The organism is Cohaesibacter gelatinilyticus (assembly GCF_900215605.1).
GTDB lineage: Bacteria > Pseudomonadota > Alphaproteobacteria > Rhizobiales > Cohaesibacteraceae > Cohaesibacter > Cohaesibacter gelatinilyticus.
This window is the reverse complement of the sequence record NZ_OBEL01000005.1, coordinates 1-18320: the sequence shown is the minus strand read 5'-3', so window position 1 is coordinate 18320 and position 18320 is coordinate 1. Positions and strand designations below refer to the sequence as shown.

Sequence of the window (18320 nt, the reverse complement as noted above, 5' to 3'; positions counted from 1 at the left end):
AAGGGTTCTTCCCCTTGAACTTGGTAGGAAATTAAGTCAAGCATAGGCTTGATAGAAAGGCAAGATTGATATGACTGACGGACCAAACGAGACAATCGAAGATGCAAGCATGTCTGCTCATCAACAACAGATGAGTGCGGAAAATTTCGACCTGAAATCCTTCTTTCCTTATCTTGTTCGCGTTTATTATCAGTCAGTTAGCGGGTCTGTTGGCGATGTCTACAGCTCACTCTATGATTTGGGGGTATCCGAATGGCGTGTCATGGCTGTTCTCGCACCTCCTCAATCCATGTCCGCTTTGGACATCATTGAGCGATCCTCGATGAACAAGGTCAATGTCAGTCGCGCTGTCGCTCGGCTTCGCAAGCGTGGCTTTCTGAAACAGGATATTGATGGCGATGATCGCCGCCGCTCCGTGCTGCGCTTGACCGAAGAAGGCCGCAAAGTCTTTTACGACCTCATCCCACGCGTCAAGGAGGTGGAGCGCCAATTGCTGGCAGGTCTTAGCGAGGAAGAAGTGCGCACACTTATCTCATTGATGGCGCGCGTGCGGGAGAATGCCAGTAGTCTGGAGCTTTGAAAGCTTGATTTCAAAAGTCCTGAGCCAAGCCCTCGACGTAATACCAGCGCCCGGATTTCTTTCGAAACAGGCTCATTTCACGATGGACTTGCAGTGTGCCACAAGAAAGATAACTTGCTTCGAATAACACGGTGCCTTGTCTATCGGTAGTGCCACCTTTTTCGCTTGATAAAACTTTCAGACCAGTCCAGTGATTTTCTGCTGCCCACCGGGATACCCCAAAATGATCAAACCGAGCCTGATATTTCGGCCATAAGGTCTCTCGCAGATACTCGATCTTTTGGAGCTTGTAGGCGCAGTAGCGCGAACGCATGAGCTGCTCGGCGGTTAGCGGCAGACTTTCACCGTCCAGAAACGGGCCACAACATTCACCCAACGTCTTTTGACTTCCACAAGGACATGGATCAGTTGCTGCACTCATCTAAATTCAAGCCTCATAACTGGCGGAGAATGGATCTCATTTCGCCAGCTTTACCATGCCCGAGTTCAAAATCAAATTTAAAGCACTATTCGCGACCATCGCCTTGCAAACATTGCTTTAAGTCTTTGTTTTAACGCAATTTCTTATCCGAAACGTTACGCAGCTTTTCGGAACACGCTTTAGATTCCAGTCCGCTCCAGCAGGCTGAGCCAGTTTTTATGAGCAATCTTTTCGATCAAGTCTTCACCATATCCATGCTGGCGCATGGCATCGATAAGCTTGGCATTGCCAGCTGCGGATCCGATATCTTTCGGCAATGTGCAGCCATCAAAATCTGATCCGAGCGCTACTCCGTCTTCTCCCAGTTTGTTCAAAAGATAATCCAGATGGACCAGCATGCGCTCAATCGGCGTATCCGGATTATGCTGATCACCATCTTCGCGCAAGAAGCCAACCGCGTAGTTCAGGCCAACAACGCCTTTGCTCTCGGCAATCGCATCCAATTGTTTGTCTGTCAGATTGCGCGGTGTGTTGCTAAGTGCATGAACATTGGAATGGGTGGCCACAAGAGGGGCCGATGAGAGTTTTTGGACATCCCAAAATCCTGCTTCATTGAGATGGGACATATCGATCATGATGCCCATCTTGTTGCAGCGACGAACAAGCTCCTTGCCCTTTTCGGTCAGACCTGCTCCCTGATCTGGCGATCCGGGGAAATCGAACGGCACCCCGCATGCGAAGATATTGTCTCGGCTCCAAACTGGGCCAATTGAGCGCAATCCAGCCCCATAGAGCACGTCCAGAGCATGGAAATCCTGATCGATTGCTTCTGCCCCTTCGATATGAAGCAACATGGCAATGAAACCTTCGCTCATAGTCGTCTTGATATCTGAGGTTGTACGACAGATCCGAACAGCACCGTCCGCCTCAGCTTCCAGACGATAGGCCATTGAGACCAGATGCATGGTGTAATTCAGGGCATAATCCTGTGCAACCGGCTCACACATTTCGTGAAAAGCCAGTTCCCTGCCTGTTTCATTGACTGGCGGAACAAACATGGCAAAAAAGCCACCGGCAAATCCTCCGGCTTTGGCCTTCTTCGCATCAATATGCAGATTGTCGTGTCCATCAAAGAAGGAGATGAGGGCACCTTTTCTCTCGGCTCCCACCAGGCGCAGCAGGGTATCGTTATGGCCGTCAAAAATCTGCATGAGAATGTCGGACATCCCAAGGCTCCTTGATCTATTCATACAATGAGTTGCGCTGCCCTGTCTTCAATCCGGCAACGCATGAAGATATCTATAATTGCTTTAAGCAAATTCCTTGAAGCTTTGCAGCGCCGCGCGGTCATAGCCTTGCGATGCGGTCCATAGCTGTCGGGTATAATCATGAGAAACGTCACCGGAACGCAGTTGCTCCTCAGAGATTTCCTCGATGATTTCCCCTCTGTTCATGACAGCTATCTTGCTGCACAAATGACCCACCACTGCAAGATCATGACTGACCATGATGTAGGTAAGGCCATGGGCCTTTCGAAGAGCCGAGAGCAGATTGAGGATCTCTGCCTGAACAGAAACATCAAGCGCGCTGGTTGGTTCATCCAGAAGGATAACCCGAGGCTCCAGAATCAAAGCTCGTGCGATTGCCACACGTTGACGTTGACCGCCGGATAGCTGATGCGGATAGCGAAAACGATAATCCGGCCCCAGACCAACCTCTTCCAGGATACTGACAATGCGATCATCGTGATTGTCCAGCTTATGGATAATCAATGGCTCCTTGAGCGTATCATTGATAGTACGTCTTGGATGGAGTGAGCCATAAGGATCCTGGAAAACCATCTGCATATGCTTGCGCGACGCAACAGTGCGCTTGTGAGACAGCTCTTCGCCATCAACTTCAATTCTGCCGGTCCAATGTGCATTGATACCGACCATAGCCCTTAGAATTGTGGACTTTCCGGATCCTGACTCACCAACCAAACCGTAGCTTTCGCCCTCTCCGACATGCAGATTTACGTCCTTGAGAGCCCGAATGGCGCTCTGGCCTGTGCCAAATTGAATACCAAGATTCTCAATGGTAATCATGACGCGGCTCCCTTGTCACTCAACACATCTTCTTGCAGCCAGGCGGGATCACGCTTCAGGACCGGAAGGTCCTTGTGATCTCCATCCAAACGTGGCAGGCAATTCAGCAAGCCTTTGGTGTATGGATGTTGGGCATTGTCAAGGTTCTTGGCGTCGAGAACCTCCATGATCCGGCCACCATACATGACCAGAACCCGGTCACAAAAGCTTGAAACCAGATGCAGATCGTGACTGATCAAAACCAGTCCCATACCGCGCTCACGTACCATATCATCGAGCAAGGACAGCACTTGCATCTGAACGGTCACATCCAGCGCTGAAGTGGGTTCATCGGCAATCATCACTTGCGGATTGGTGATCAGCATCATGGCGATCATGATGCGTTGCCCCATCCCACCGGAAACCTGATGCGGATAAAGATTATAGACTTTCGATGGTTCGCGAATGCGAACCGTATCCAGCATAGCCAGAGCCCGACGTTTTGCTTCGGCCTTGGAGACATCTTCATGCTGGCGGCAGGATTCAGCAATCTGGGCACCGACGGTCATCACCGGATTGAGTGAATATTTGGGATCCTGCATGATCATGGAAATACGGGAACCACGGATATCCCGCATTGTCTTATCGTTGGCCTGCATCAAATCCATGCCATCGAACATCATCTTTTTGGCTTCGATGCTGCCATTACCCGCAGTCAAGCGCAGCAACGCCCGTCCTGTCTGGGATTTACCGGAACCGGATTCTCCCACAATTCCGAGCCGCTCTCGGCCAAGATCAAAGCTCACCCCGCGCACGGCATGAACCGGACCTTTGGGTGTTGAGAAGCGCACATGGAGATCTTCAACCGAGATAAGCGGTTTTTCTGCGGACGGATCCGAAGTTGCATTGGTCATATTCGCACCATCCATCATCAATGTCCTCCCGAACTGCGAGGATCAAGCACATCGCGAAGGCCATCACCAAGCAGATTGAAGCCCAGAGAGACCACCAGAATTGCAATGCCAGGAATGGTTGGAACCCACCATTGATCAAGCAGGAAATCACGACCGGTCGCGATCATTGCTCCCCACTCTGCCAGCGGTGGCTGCGCACCAAGGCCAAGGAAACCCAGACCAGCAGCAGTCAGGATGATCCCTGCCATATCGAGCGTCAGACGTACAATGGTCGAGGACAGGCACATGGGCATGATGTGGCCAAGCAAAATACGGATCTTGGAAGCCCCCATGATTTCGGCAGCCATGATATATTCGCTGTTGCGTACAGTAAGCGTTTCCGCACGTGCCAATCTCGCATAGGGCGACCAGGTGGTCAGCGCAATTGCGAGAACCGCATTCTCCAGTCCTGGTCCGAGCACTGCAACAAAGGCCAGTGCCAGAATGAGGCGAGGGAAAGCAAGAAAAATATCAGTGACACGCATCAGAACTGTATCGACCATGCCTCCCAGCAGGCCAGCTGTTGTACCGATGAGCAGGCCGAGCGGCATAACAATGATCGACACGAGGAAGATGATGTAAAGCGTGATACGAGACCCCCAGACGATCCGATCAAAGACATCACGCCCAAGCTCATCCGTACCGAACCAATGCTCTGCACTTGCTGGCTGAAGACGATTGGCCAGATCCTGCGTGGTTCCATCACCAGACGCAATCCAGGGCGCAAAGAGGGCCACGAAGCACAGGAATGCCACGATGAACAGGCCCAGCATTGCTATGGGGTTGGTTTTGAAGCTCAACCAGCTGATATAGGCACGCTGACAACGGGCCTGAAAAGCATTGTCGGGAAAGTCGGCCAGAAGCCAGGCTTTGAAACCCGAGTTTGGTTTGATCGCAGTTTCACTCATCACTTGGACCTCGGATCGACAATTCGGTAGAGCATATCGGACAGCATATTGATACCGACAAAGGAGATGCCGACAACCAAGGTGCCACCAATCACCGCATTCATATCAGCGTTGAACAAAGAGTTGGTGATATATTGGCCAATGCCGGGCCAGGCGAAGACGGTCTCGGTCAGAACCGAACCTTCCAAAAGGCTGGCATAGGTAAGGCCGATGATTGTGATGAGTTGCACCAGCACATTGCGGAAAGCATGATGCCAGATCACCGCGCCTTCATTCAGCCCCTTGACCCTTGCCGTCAAAACATATTCCTGATTGAGCTGATCAAGCATGAAGGAGCGGGTCATACGAGCGATATAAGCCAGTGAATAGATTGCCAGCATGGAAGCAGGCAAGATAACGTGAGAGACGGCATTTTGGAAGACGTCCCATTCTCCTGCGAGTGCTGAGTCGATAAGAATGACGCCAGTTACGGAATCGACGACACCGTCATAGAAAAAATCAATGCGCCCCGGGCCAGCAACCCAGTCGAGTTTGGCATAGAAAATCAGCAGCGCCACCATTCCGAGCCAGAAAACAGGGATGGAGTGGCCCAAGAGCCCAAGAATCCGAACAATATGATCGATAAGCTTACCTTGCCGAACCGCAGCCAGCACCCCGGCAGGCACACCAATAATAATCCCGACAAGTGTCGCGATTGTTGCGAGCTCCAGTGTTGCGGGAAAGAAGCGTTTGATATCTTCCAGCACAGGTCTGGTGGTCATCACAGACCTACCGAAATCTCCCTGGAGAACATTGCCAAGGAAAATCAGATATTGTTGCCAAATCGGCTTGTCCAGCCCAAGCTGGATATACATTGCTTCATAGACTTCTTTTGACGCCCGATCGCCAACTATGGCAACAACGGGGTCATTGGGCATGATGCGACCAATAATAAAGGTCACAGCGGTCAGACCGATGAAGGTAAGCAGCAGCATGGCGATGCCGCCAGCGATCTTTTTCATCACACTCCAATAGGGAGTGAGGTCTGTTGGCGCGCTTTTTATGGTGGAACTGTCAGTCATTCAGGCAATCCTGCAGCAAGATTTTCTCATTTGCCTTTTGGTGCATTTGCCAGCTTCTCATCCTCTTCTCATCAGGGATGGTTTGAAACCGAACATGCACGAAGTGGTGCGCGTTCACTCTGCTGATGCATGTATTGTCAGGCAAAGTTCGCACACTGAACAAATGCATCCACGCAGAAAAATCCGCGTGGATGCCAGAATGTCGGCTTATTTGGTAACCGTCCAGTAATAGGCCTGATCTGAGGTTACGCCGTTGACAAAGTCTTTGACGTTTGCCCGCTGACCGTAAGTACCGATCGCCTGGAACATGATGGTGAACGGAGAATCCTCACGTACCCTTTTCTGCAGGTCAGCGTAGATTGCTTCACGTTTTGCAGGATCGGACTCGGCAGCGGCCTGATTGGTCAGCTCGGTCAAACCTTTCGCATCCCAAGCATTACGCCAAGTCAACTTGCCGGTTAGTTTCGCTTCGAAGCGATTGTCCGGGTTGTGAGCAAATGCATCGGCGTTGGAATGTGGATCGGAATAATCCGGACCCCAACGAGCCACGATCAGCTCATGCTTGCGAGCACGATATTTTGGCCACAGGGTTTTACCGTCAGACAGAATGATCTCGGATTCGATGCCAAGAGTTTTCAGGCTGGCCTGTACGCTTTGCGCAACTTCCTTGAACGGAGATTTGTTCAGTGTATCGATGGTGATCTTGGTGCCCGGTTCGACACCAGCTTCAGCCATCAGCGCCTTCGCTTTGTCCATGTCGTAGCTGTAAGGAGTGTCCATGGACGCTGCCCACATGCCTGATGGCCAGAAGCTCTGGTGGATCTTGTATTGGCCGTCAAGAATGGAACCAACCATGCCTTCATAATCTACCAGATAGTTGAGCGCTTCACGCACTTTCGGCTTGGAAAGCACGGGATGCTCCATGTTGGTAGCCAGATACATCAAGTAGCCCTTCGGATAGGACATTGGCTTGACGTCCGCATTGCCAGCCAAACCTTTAAGCTGATCGGAGGTAAGCTCCATTGCAGCATCCACGTCACCTTTTTCAAGAAGCAGGCGTTGTGCAGATGGTTCAGCCACGTGACGAATGACCACGCGCTTCATTGGTGGCTTGCCATAGCGGAATTTGTCGAATGCTTCGAGCATGACAAGTTCGTTGGCTTTCCAGCTTTTCAGCTTGTAAGCGCCTGAACCAGCAGAGTGATCCTTCAACCATGCATAGCCCATATCGCCGTCAACTGCATGAGCTTCAACTTCCTTCATGTCGACGATGGAGGCCACACTGGCAGAAAGCAGGTTGAGAACCAAGGCTGGAGACATATCAGCAAGGATGTTGATCTCAACAGTCATCGGGTCAATGGCTTTGACAGCTTCATCGACATTATCCTTGGTCCAGCCAATCTGCTTGATGATGAATGCTGGGGTCTTGTCGAGTTTGACTGCACGCGCGAGTGAATAAGCTACATCAGCGGAGGTGACAGGGTTGCCGGAATGGAAAGTCAGACCCGGGCGCAATTTGACGGTGATTTTCTTGCCGTCATCAGAAAACTTGTAGGATTCGGCAATGCCGCCGACCAGCTTGGTCAGATCACCCGGCTCGAAGAAGAAGAGGCGCTCATAGATATTGGCAATGATACGGCCCGCAGTGAATTCGAACACTTCTGCCGGGTCAAGCGTAATTGCATCTGCTGTGTTGCGTGCAATCACGAAGGTGTCTTTTGGAGTTTCTGCCATGGCTGGCAGAGATGGAATGGCGACTGATGCCGCGAGGACAGCAGCAACAGACAGGCCCTTGAACGTCAATGGAAAATTCACGCTTGATCTCCCTCAGGATGATTTTCAACTTTTGTAAGCGCTGACAATGATGCCAGCACGGAGCTGATACTGCCTTCGCTTCGTTTTTCGAGCGATGGTCAAGCATTCAGGTGACTGTTTAAGCCTAACGCCAATAGTTGAAATCGACCAACAGACTTGTTATGCAAAATTTGCATATATTACAAACTTGCCCAAAATTTCCCCATTTGGTCATGGAGTAGACAATGGACACGAACTGGCTGACTGATTTTCTGGTCTTGAGTAAAACCGGTAGTTTCTCGCAAGCAGCAGAGGAGCGATACATCACTCAGTCTGCATTTTCACGCCGAATCAAAGCCTTGGAGAACTGGTTGGGAGCTGATTTGATCGATCGCAGCTCCTATCCGGTTTCCCTGACTCCTGAAGGGGTGGCCTTCAAGGATACTGCTCAGAGCGTCTTGCAGGAGCTGCAACTAAACCGCGTGGAATTTCAAAGGCGTAACACAAGCAGATTACCTGATCTGCGCCTTGCTTCCGCCACCACGCTAGCCCTGAGTTTTGTGCCAGAATGGCTTGAACAAATTCAATCAGCCTGTGGAAACTTTTCCGTCTCGATGGATACTTATGATTTTTACCAAATGGTGGAAATGCTGTCAGATCGAAAGATTGATCTGGTGTTGCTCTATTATCATCCACAGGTACCTGCTTTTCTCGAGCAACATGAGTTTGAATCCCTCAAACTTGGTACAGATGTTATGCATCTTTGTACTGCAATGGATGAAAAAGGCCGCCCGGCCTATGATGTCAACCGACCACCCCATAGTGGATTGCCCTATGTAGGCTATGGCCAGACTGGATATTTCTCCAAGGTTGAGGATCTGATTTTCTCACAAATGACTGCTCAGGATCCCAAATTTGTGTGTTCATCACAAAGTGGCACTTGCGAGTTCATGAAAAAACTGGCGCTCATGGAGCGCACAATGTTGTGGCTACCCACCTGCAGCGCACATGACAGTCTTCAGGCTGGAGAAATTACTCTGGCGGGAGATGGTAGATTTGACACCGAGTTGGAAATACGGGTTTACAAAAGTCGTAATAATTCATCTCCTCTGGTTTCAACTATCTGGTCTCATTTGCAAAAAGATCCATGTGCAGGGCATCTGAAACGCTACCGGCTTGATGGAGATGTAACTTCATAAATGTGCCTCCGGCTCTCTTTCCTGCTTTGAATCTGACTTGAATTCAGATGGACACAGCAAATCCCAGCTTCTGCTCCATGACGTAGCGCAAGGACCTTGTCCTCAAAGTTCTGTATTCTTGTCTGGGTCAGTTGTCTGGGGTCAGCTGAGGAGAGTTTCATGGGATCACTTAAAAAACTGGTAGTAGCAAAGGAAGACTGGCTGCTTGAACAGGTGGTCATGTATGCAATTGCCAATGGTTATACCGAGCATACCTCAACATTGAAGGAAGCTTGGCGTGCCTCTATTTGTGGCCTGACCGAACCTTTGCTGCAGGCCTTGAAACGCTATGATACACCTCCGGAAATTCCGGCCAATGCCGACTTCACAGAGAATTCCATTGCTGCATATGGCATTGAACAAGCCCGCCTGCATCGTGCTCGTGGAGTAACATTGAACCTTTTTCTGGGTCTGACCAAATATTATCGGCACGCTTATTGTGATCTCGTGCGCAGATTTTCTGCAGACTTGTCGGATCCGGAAGGAAGCCGCCTATTTGTCGAGCGGTTTTTTGATCTGGTCGAACTTGGCTTTTGCTCTGAATGGGCCATGACATCCAATGAGGACAAACTGGCTGAAATACAGAGCCATAATCGGCAAGTTACCAATGAAAAAAACAAATATCTGACCATATTCGAGAGCTTGCGTGATCCTGTCATTCTGCTTGATGAGCATAATCAACCGCAAAATATGAATCACGCTGCACATCATCTGCTGCTGGGTAGAAGCGAGCCTGGTGCAATTTATTATGGCCGCGATCATGCTCATCCAGTCATCGGATCGTTGACCCAAATTCTTGAGCGCGCGGCTGATGAACACAATTTCGAAATCAGTTTACCTACCATTTCGGGCCTGCGAATATTTGATGTCCGCATACAGGAAATGCTGGATATCAGTGAGAAATTCTTGGGGACTGTCCTGATTCTCAATGATGTGACCGAACATAAACGCGCCAGAGACCTTGCGGAGTCCGCAAACCGGGCAAAGTCGGACTTTCTGGCGGTAATGAGCCATGAAATTCGCACGCCATTGAATGGGCTTCTGGGACTTGCCGATCTTTTGAAAGACACCGATCTGTCAAACCAGCAGCATCAGTTTGTGAATGGTATTACCAGTTCCAGCAATGTTCTGAGGTCAGTTCTGAATGATGTTCTTGATTATTCAAAAATCGAAGCCGGCGTTCTCGATATCGAAGCGCATGATTTTGATCTTGAAGAAATCTTGAAACAAGTCATCGACGCAGTGATCGCTCAGGTCAGATCAAAAAAACTGAACATCGAGCTCGATATTTCTGACGATATCCCGGATAAATTGCATGCCGACGAGACCAAGCTGTTGCAAATCTTGATCAATCTGGTTGGGAATGCAGTCAAGTTTACCCATCACGGCGGGGTGCGAGTCAAAGTGCGATATGCCTTGGCAACAGAACGACAGGCAGACGAACTGTTGTTTGATGTAATTGATACCGGAATTGGCTTGCCTGAAGGTGATAACTCTGCTCTTTTTGACGCGTTCAGTCAGCCCAACACCGCGTCAAGTCGCGTTTATGGCGGAACTGGTCTGGGCTTGGCAATTTGCAAGAAGCTTGTTCATGCCGTTGGCGGCACCATAGGCTGCGCAGCCAATCCCGATGGTGGCAGCATCTTCAGTTTTTCCTATCCGATCATTGATGGTACTTTTTCAATAGACAGCAATCTGATCGGTGAACTGTCGGATCAGCCGCTCGGCGATCTGCATGTTTTATTGGTGGAAGACAATGAGGTAAACCGCATTGTTGCCGAGGGGTTCCTCAGGAAACTTGGGCATAGGATCTGTGTTGCCGAAGATGGGTCACAAGCACTTCTTCGCCTCAAAGATCAGAAATTTGACTTGATGTTGCTTGATGATCGTATGCCGGGCCTCAGTGGACGTGAGCTGTTACAACTCATGAGATCTTCGAAGGATTCAGATATCGCGCAATTACCGGTGATCATTCACAGCGCCTGTGTGGTTCGCCGCGAAATTGAGGATTGTTTCAAAGCAGGCGCAGATGGTTTTCTGACCAAACCCTTCACACAGGACGATCTGGCGAGAGCGATGCGGGACTGTCTTTTGGCTGATCGGCTGGAGGAAACCACACGATCATTGGCTCAGATCACCGCAGATTTTTGTGATGATCGTGTCATGGAGCAACATATCGAACTATTGGGTGAGAAAACCGCTCTTTCCATACTGGAAGCGTTTCACACATCTTCTCGCGATCTGATCAAAAGCCTGCAGACAGGCCTTCAAACCGGAGATCTGAGCCTTGCCGGACGGTCAGCCCATTCCTTGAAAAGCGCCTCACGGAATGTTGGCATGTCCTATTTGGCAGATCTTGCCTCGGATCTGGAAAGCATGATCGATCAGAATCAAACTGACCGCGCTCATCTGATGGTCAAGAAAATCCAGGATGCCCATGTTCAGGCTGTCGAATACATCAATCAATCCTGGCGATAGCCAGCAGCCAAGTCTGATTGGTCACCAAGCTAATGGCGTTTGGAGCCACCCGTAAAAAGATAGCCAATCCCATGAACTGTGATGATGAAGACAGGATCTTTGGGATCTGGCTCAATTTTTTTCCTCACGCGACCAACCAACACATCAACCGTGCGGTCTGTCGGATCCCAATCGCGGTGATTGAGATGATCGAGCAGGCTGTCTCTGGTCAGAACGCGTCCCTTGTTGGAAACAAGAGCTGCCAGAAGCTCAAACTCGCCTCTGGTGAGGCGAACACCTTGCCCATCATGATTGGTCAATGATCGCTGATCGAGGTCAAGTGTCCAACCCTCGAACTGCAATTGCCTACTCTCGGGTTTGGCTGGTTTGGCGGCATTCAGGCGTCTGAGAAGATTTTTGGTTCTCGCTAGAAGCTCGCGCGGATTGAACGGTTTTATCACATAGTCGTCAGCACCCATTTCCAAGGCGACAATGCGATCAACATCATCGCTTTTGCTGGTGACCATGATAACGCCAATATCAGAAGCGCGCCGAACATCTCTCAATAGCGTCAAACCGTCCTCGTCCGGCAAACGAATATCGAGCATGATGAGATCGATATCACCTTTTTCAAAGGCGGCTCGCATCTGTTGACCATTTTCTGCCGTGGAGATCCGGTAGCCCTCCTTCTCGAAATATCCTGCGAGCGTCAAGCGGCTGGTCAATTCATCCTCGACAACAAGGATATGCGCTTTCTCTATCATTCTGGTTCCTGAGGATCGTTTTTTACAATCCGTTTACAAGCATTCTACAGACCATTCATATTTGTCCGGAACGGCATTTACAACGCTCATTTACATCTCTTGTCAGCAACAAAATCCTCGGATGGCTGGAGCAAGGAGATGTCATCATGAAATTATGGAAAGCATTGTGGAGCAAAACATCGATCTATCCAATCGGTGTCTTGCTGGTTGGCGCATTTTCCTTCGGCATTATTTTCTGGGGTGGTTTCAACACCGCGATGGAAGTGACCAACAGCCTGGAATTCTGCACATCCTGTCATGAAATGGAAGACAATGTGTACCAAGAATACAAAAAGACCGTGCACTATTCAAATCCTTCAGGCGTCAGGGCCATTTGCTCGGATTGCCATGTTCCCAAAGACTGGTTTCATAAGACGGTTCGCAAGATCAAGGCATCCAAGGAAGTCTATCACAAGGTGATAGGTACTATTGATACCAAGGAAAAATTTGAATCTCACCGGCTGGAAATGGCGCAAAGAGTTTGGGCGGAAATGGAAGCCAATGACTCGCGCGAATGCCGCAATTGTCATTCCTGGGATGCCATGGATTTTGACAAGCAGCATGAAAAAGCGGCAAAGCAAATGAAGAAGGGGATGGCTGAAAACCAGACCTGTATCTCATGCCACAAAGGCATTGCCCACAAATTGCCTGATATGTCTCAAGGTTATAAACGCCTGTTTGAGGATCTGGTGATCCAGGCCAAAACAGATGCCGACAAATCCGATCATCTGGTCACGCTGCAAACCAAGTCCTTCTATCTCAACGAGGACAGCGCACAAAAACAAGGGAAAACCGGAGGTAAATTACTGGCAGCTACCGATGTCGAAGTTCTCGATAGAAATGGTGATCTGGTCAAGATTGCTCTTAAAGGCTGGCAACAGGACCAAGTTGACAGAGTAATTTACGCCTTGCGTGGCCAACGCATCTTCTCCGCAACACTTGGCAAACAAAGTATCGACAAAATCAAACGCATCAAGACGGAAACTGATGAAGACACCGAACTTGTTTGGCATCAGGTTTCCCTTGAAGCATGGGTCACAAGGGATGACCTGCTGGCTGACAAGAAGCAGCTTTGGTCCTATGCGGATGAAATGTATAGCGCCAGCTGTGCGACCTGCCATTCCCGCCCCGACCCGGGTCACAATCTTGCCAACCAGTGGATCGGCATTCTGAAAGCCATGAAGCGCTTCATTTCACTCGATAAAGAACAATATCGCTTCTTGCAAAAATATCTTCAGTTCCATGCGAAAGACACCGGAGGCGCAGCGCATCATGGATAATCATATCGTGGATGATCAAGCAAAGCGGATCTTTCTCTACAAATGGTTTGCCAATCTGTTTGCGAAGGAAATTGATGAGACCACTCTGGCTCTCTATCGCACAGATACGGGGCAAGGTTTGCTTGCAGAAATGAAGGAAATTGCAGCGATCGCTCCTACAGCGCAAGCCTTGCGTGAATATGCTCAAAAAGCTGATCCGATCTCTTCAATCGTCAACTCATTGGCATCGTCTTTTGCCTTCCTGTTTCTTGGCAGTGGTGGCAAGAAATCGGTTCCGCCTTATGAATCGGCCTTCACCGGTACGACAGGCCGACTTTATCAGGCCCCTGCCAGCAAAATGGAAGCCCTGCTGCTGGCCAATGATCTGTCGCCTGGATTGTTGGCATCCGAGCCAGCAGATCATCTGGCCATTCAGCTCTCCTTGCTTGCCCATCTGTGTGAGCAAGGAAGCACGGATAAAGAATTGGCATTCCTGGAAAATCACTTGCTTGTCTGGGTAGCGGATTTTGCATGTGCCTGCAAAGCACATGATCAGGAAGGATTTTATGGCACGGCAGCTGTCTCTCTTGTGGGCTGGCTCAAAGATCAACGAGATGCCTTGCACATTCAGCTTGCCGATCTCCAGAAACCTAAAAACTAGCCACGTTTACATTACATTTACGCGATTTTACATCCTGTTTAAGCCATTCGCGAACGCCATTTACACCTAGGCTTTAGACAGGAATTACTGCGATGCAGAAGGCTCATCACACGCTCTTTTGATCAGTCCCTGCCTCATATCCATCTGCAAACTAAAGGGGTAGCAGAGATGTCGAAACTCAATGGATTTTACAAATCTCGCCGTGATTTCTTAAGAGGTGCAACTGCGCTTGGTGCTGTAGGTGTCTTTGCTCCTTCCATTCTGATGCCTGGCTTTGCCCGCGCTGCCGTATCCGATGGCGAGGTTCTGACCGGCTCGCACTGGGGGGCCTTCCGCGCTGTCGTCAAGGATGGTCGTTGGACCGAAATCAAACCTTGGGAAGGGGATCCACATCCGTCCAAACAATTGGCCGGTATCCTTGATTCCGTTTATTCACCAACCCGTATCAAATATCCAATGGTGCGCCGTGCTTATCTTGAAGGCGGCCCTGGTAGCGATGTTGCAGGACGCGGCAAAGATGATTTCGTCCGGGTCTCCTGGGACAAAGCCCTTGATCTGGTTGTTGGTGAATTGAAGCGTGTGCGCGAAAAATACGGGCAGGCAGGCACCTTTGCAGGCTCTTATGGTTGGAAGAGTTCCGGCCGCCTTCACAATTGTCAAAGCCTGCTGCGTCGTGCACTCAATGTCGGGATGGATGGTGCCTTCGTAAACAGCTCGGGTGATTATTCAACCGGTGCCTCACAGGTCATCATGCCGCATGTCATGGGAACCCTTGAAGTCTATGAACAACAAACCGTTTGGCCAGTTGTCATTGAAAGCACAGATGTCCTCGTCTTCTGGGGTGCCGACCCGATCAAGACCAATCAGATCGGCTGGACCGTGGCCGATCATGATAGCTATGCCTATCTTGAAGCATTCAAGAAAACGGGCAAGAAAGTTATTTGTATCGACCCTATTCGGACGGAAACTGCCAAATTCTTTGATGCGGAATGGATCGCTCCAAAACCGCATACAGATGTTGCCATCATGCTCGGTATGGCCCACACCCTTTATACTGAAGAGCTCCACGACGTCGATTTCCTGGATGAATATACCGCAGGCTTCGACAAGTTCGTGCCATACTTGACCGGTGAAAGCGACGGTATTGCCAAGAGCGCGGAATGGGCTTCAGAAATCAGCGGCCTTCCAGCCGATCAAATCAAAGAGTTGGCCCGTTTGTTCCAAACCAACCGCACCATGCTGTCCAGCGGTTGGTCCATCCAGCGTCAACATCATGGTGAACAGAGCCATTGGATGCTTGTAACCCTTGCTTCAATGCTGGGTCAGATTGGTTTGCCCGGTGGTGGTTTTGGCTTGAGTTATCATTATGCCAATGGTGGCACCCCATCCGCAAACAGCCCTGTTCTTCCGGGTATCACGGATGGCGGCAAGGCTGTCGAAGGTGCCGCATGGCTCACCAATGCCGGTGCTGCCTCCATTCCGTTGGCTCGCGTGGTCGAGATGCTGGAAAATCCGGGCGCAGATTTTGATTTCAATGGCACCCGCTCCAAGTTCCCCGATGTCAAAATGGTCTACTGGACCGGCGGCAACCCATTTGCACATCATCAGGATCGGAATCGGATGATCAAAGCCTGGCAAAAGCTGGAAACGGTGGTTGTTCAGGACTTCCAATGGACCGCAACAGCCCGTCATGCCGACATTGTTCTTCCGGCTACCACGTCTTACGAGCGCAATGATATCGAGCATATCGGTGATTATTCGCTGAAAGCCATTCTGGCGATGAAGAAGGTTATCGACCCTGTCTTCGAAGCCCGCAATGACTTTGATATCTTTGCCGAAATCGCCGACCGCCTTGGCAAGAAAGATGCTTTCACCGAAGGCAAGGACGAGTTGGAATGGATCAAGTCCTTCTATGATGAAGCCGTGAAGCAGGGAGAAGCAAAGAATATCGAAGTTCCGGATTTCGAGAGTTTCTGGAAAGAGGGTATTGTCGAATTTCCAGCAACAGATGAGGCAAAAGCCTTTGTGCGTTATGCCGATTATCGGGAAGATCCACTTCTTGAACCTCTTGGAACGCCTTCCGGCAAGATCGAGATCTATTCCAAGAATATTGAAAAAATGGGCTATGATGATTGCCCCCCACATCCAACCTGGATGGAGCCAATTGAGCGCATTGACGGACCGGATGCCAAATATCCACTGCATATCAATTCCGGTCATCCGCAAGATCGCCTGCACTCACAGCTTTGCGGAACCATCTTGCGCGAAGGGTATGCAATTGCCGATCGCGAACCATGTGTGATCAATACCGAGGACGCCAAGACGCGTGGTATCGCATCCGGTGACGTGGTGCGCGTGTTCAACGATCGCGGCCAGATCCTGACTGGCGCCATTGTAAGCGATGATATTCGCCCCGGTGTCATTCGGGTCTATGAAGGGGGTTGGTTTGATCCTGTGGATGCAGGACAGGCCGGTAGCCTTGATGCATATGGTGATGTGAATTGCCTGACGCCAGATCTGGGTACATCCAAACTTGCCCAAGGCAATTGTGGACATACCGGCATAGCAGATGTCGAGAAATATGTAGGTGGGCTCCCCGAGGTCAAGGTATTCAAGACACCAAAAGAAGCTTGAATATGCCACGTCCTCCAAAACCGGCAGCAAGGGGGATCATTCGATCCCCCTTGTCATTTCTCTTGATCAGGAAGTGTTGCAATGTCACTCCTTCTGCACCCATCAGCTCTTCCCCCAGCATTCCGTATGATCGGTTTGTTCCTGACATTCTCTGTTTTTCCAATGCAATCAGTTTGCGCAGAGCAGGTTCCAACATTGTCTTCTTTCGTCCGCCATGAGACCAGCATCCGCATCGATGGTGCACAAAAAACCGCAGGTCGGGTCATGTTTGCAGCCCGAGTGAAAGTGCTGACGCAGCGCAATGACGAAAGCTTGCTTGAAATAACCGGCTGGCACCAATCAGGGGCAAAACGGGTTCTCTATGCGAAACCCGGTAAACGGATCATCGATCTTGTTCTCAAAAAATCGGCAACATCTCGCATGATTGAACTCTCGCGATGGCAAGATCCGGACACGGATTTGCTTTGGATACAGGCTGCCTTTCAAGGCTGGATCAAAAGCGATAGCCTCGTCTCGAGCGATACATCCCTATGGATCGAGGCAGAAACACTTTTCACGACCAATTGCAACAAGTGCCATCAACTGAGAATCCCGCACCATTATACTGTCAATCAATGGGGCAGCCACATCAAGGTCATGGGTCCCAGAACCGGATTGCCCAAAGCCAAGCAACGCAAAATCCTGAAATTTCTGCAATACCGGGCCATGGATATTACAGACGGACATTAGAAATACCGTTGGACAAACTCCAAGCCAATTCCATGGATGCCCCTTAAGACCATTACTAGTCAGCAGAATAATAGATGACCACTCCAAACAATCCCTCACCCGGGCACGAGGCATTTGCGCGCAAAAGGGCGGGGCAAATTCTGTATTTGAAGAATTTCCGCATGGAATCACAGCACAGACACGACAGAATGTGCCTGAATTTTCGAGCGGGCATTGATGCTTGATGCATTCAAAAATACATCATAACAGTCAAATCAAGCTATTGAATTGTGAGAGGATATTCAGCTTTTGCCATCTTGTCGCAGATAGTGGAGAGTGAAGAACAAGGTTCAAACTCAAAGCCCAAGCGCCTTGGGTTGGTCGATGGCAGGACGAAAGACAAGATGGCGGAGAGACAGAGAAAACCTTGATGATCTCCTGCGGTGTAACCGTTATCACTTTTTGTTAATTTGTTCAATACGTTAGTCAAGAGAGAACGCATGTGATACCTAGCTTAGATACTATATGTGCACTGTAAAATGTACCAACATGATGCACTCTTCAGCCCCAGTTCGTCTGGGTGTGAAGAACGCTGGGATTGGTGCAAATACAATGGAAAAGTTTATTTTTGCCCACTAGCTGATGACGTGCTCAAACGGACAAACCGAAGGCAAATCACACGACTAAACCACTTCTATGGTTGCCGTCCGTGATGCAAGCGTTTTCTGATTATAAGCCAAGTAAATCGAGTGCGGTCTTCTATGAGGCCTTTTTCAT

General features: G+C 49.8%; 15 protein-coding genes. 7 read left to right on the top strand and 8 right to left on the bottom strand.

Annotated features, from left to right (window positions below; all coding sequences use genetic code 11):
- Window positions 1-70: 70 nt before the first annotated feature.
- Window positions 71-580, top strand: coding sequence for a MarR family winged helix-turn-helix transcriptional regulator (locus tag CRO57_RS17860; protein ID WP_210200929.1), 510 nt, complete (start codon window positions 71-73; stop codon window positions 578-580).
- Window positions 581-590: 10 nt separating this feature from the next.
- On the opposite strand, the gene CRO57_RS17855 is transcribed toward CRO57_RS17860, so the two are convergent.
- The 7 genes from CRO57_RS17855 to CRO57_RS17820 all read right to left on the bottom strand — a co-directional run bounded on the left by CRO57_RS17855 (window position 591) and on the right by CRO57_RS17820 (window position 7804).
- Window positions 591-1001, bottom strand: coding sequence for a YchJ family protein (locus CRO57_RS17855; RefSeq protein ID WP_097154870.1), 411 nt, complete (start codon window positions 999-1001; stop codon window positions 591-593).
- Window positions 1002-1180: 179 nt separating this feature from the next.
- Window positions 1181-2227, bottom strand: a complete 1047-nt coding sequence (locus CRO57_RS17850) for a dipeptidase (protein WP_097154869.1) — start codon at window positions 2225-2227, stop codon at window positions 1181-1183.
- A gap of 84 nt (window positions 2228-2311) precedes the next feature.
- Window positions 2312-3088 (bottom strand): ABC transporter ATP-binding protein, encoded by a 777-nt coding sequence (locus tag CRO57_RS17845; protein ID WP_097154868.1) that lies wholly within the window; start codon window positions 3086-3088, stop codon window positions 2312-2314.
- Entirely contained in the window at window positions 3085-3999 is a 915-nt protein-coding gene (locus CRO57_RS17840) for an ABC transporter ATP-binding protein (RefSeq protein WP_244580143.1), read from the bottom strand. The genes CRO57_RS17845 and CRO57_RS17840 overlap by 4 nt, the downstream gene beginning before the upstream one ends.
- On the bottom strand, window positions 3999-4928 hold the full coding sequence (locus tag CRO57_RS17835) for an ABC transporter permease (protein ID WP_097154867.1): 930 nt from the start codon (window positions 4926-4928) through the stop codon (window positions 3999-4001). The genes CRO57_RS17840 and CRO57_RS17835 overlap by 1 nt, the downstream gene beginning before the upstream one ends.
- Window positions 4928-5929 carry an ABC transporter permease gene (locus CRO57_RS17830; protein WP_097154866.1) on the bottom strand — a complete coding sequence of 334 codons (1002 nt, stop codon included), beginning with the start codon at window positions 5927-5929 and terminating at the stop codon, window positions 4928-4930. Before CRO57_RS17830 ends, CRO57_RS17835 begins: the two co-directional genes overlap by 1 nt.
- Before the next feature lie 267 nt (window positions 5930-6196).
- Window positions 6197-7804 (bottom strand): ABC transporter substrate-binding protein, encoded by a 1608-nt coding sequence (locus CRO57_RS17820; protein WP_097154864.1) that lies wholly within the window; start codon window positions 7802-7804, stop codon window positions 6197-6199.
- A gap of 224 nt (window positions 7805-8028) precedes the next feature.
- Between CRO57_RS17820 and CRO57_RS17815 the strand changes: the two genes are divergently transcribed.
- Window positions 8029-8982, top strand: coding sequence for a LysR family transcriptional regulator (locus CRO57_RS17815; protein ID WP_097154863.1), 954 nt, complete (start codon window positions 8029-8031; stop codon window positions 8980-8982).
- Between the two features lie 159 nt (window positions 8983-9141).
- Window positions 9142-11499 (top strand): ATP-binding protein, encoded by a 2358-nt coding sequence (locus CRO57_RS17810; protein WP_097154862.1) that lies wholly within the window; start codon window positions 9142-9144, stop codon window positions 11497-11499.
- 29 nt (window positions 11500-11528) lie between these two features.
- On the opposite strand, the gene CRO57_RS17805 is transcribed toward CRO57_RS17810, so the two are convergent.
- Entirely contained in the window at window positions 11529-12242 is a 714-nt protein-coding gene (locus tag CRO57_RS17805) for a response regulator (protein ID WP_097154861.1), read from the bottom strand.
- Between the two features lie 146 nt (window positions 12243-12388).
- On the opposite strand from CRO57_RS17805, the gene torC reads away from it, so the two are divergent.
- The 4 genes from torC to CRO57_RS17780 all read left to right on the top strand — a co-directional run bounded on the left by torC (window position 12389) and on the right by CRO57_RS17780 (window position 17564).
- On the top strand, window positions 12389-13561 hold the full coding sequence (gene torC / locus CRO57_RS17800) for a pentaheme c-type cytochrome TorC (RefSeq protein WP_097154860.1): 1173 nt from the start codon (window positions 12389-12391) through the stop codon (window positions 13559-13561).
- Complete coding sequence (locus CRO57_RS17795) at window positions 13554-14201, top strand: TorD/DmsD family molecular chaperone (protein WP_170956158.1); 648 nt, start codon at window positions 13554-13556, stop codon at window positions 14199-14201. Before torC ends, CRO57_RS17795 begins: the two co-directional genes overlap by 8 nt.
- A gap of 168 nt (window positions 14202-14369) precedes the next feature.
- Window positions 14370-16835: a trimethylamine-N-oxide reductase TorA gene (gene torA, locus CRO57_RS17790; protein WP_097154858.1), complete on the top strand. Its 2466-nt coding sequence runs from the start codon at window positions 14370-14372 to the stop codon at window positions 16833-16835.
- An 81-nt stretch (window positions 16836-16916) separates the two neighbouring features.
- On the top strand, window positions 16917-17564 hold the full coding sequence (locus CRO57_RS17780) for a hypothetical protein (RefSeq protein ID WP_141401272.1): 648 nt from the start codon (window positions 16917-16919) through the stop codon (window positions 17562-17564).
- Window positions 17565-18320: the final 756 nt, after the last annotated feature.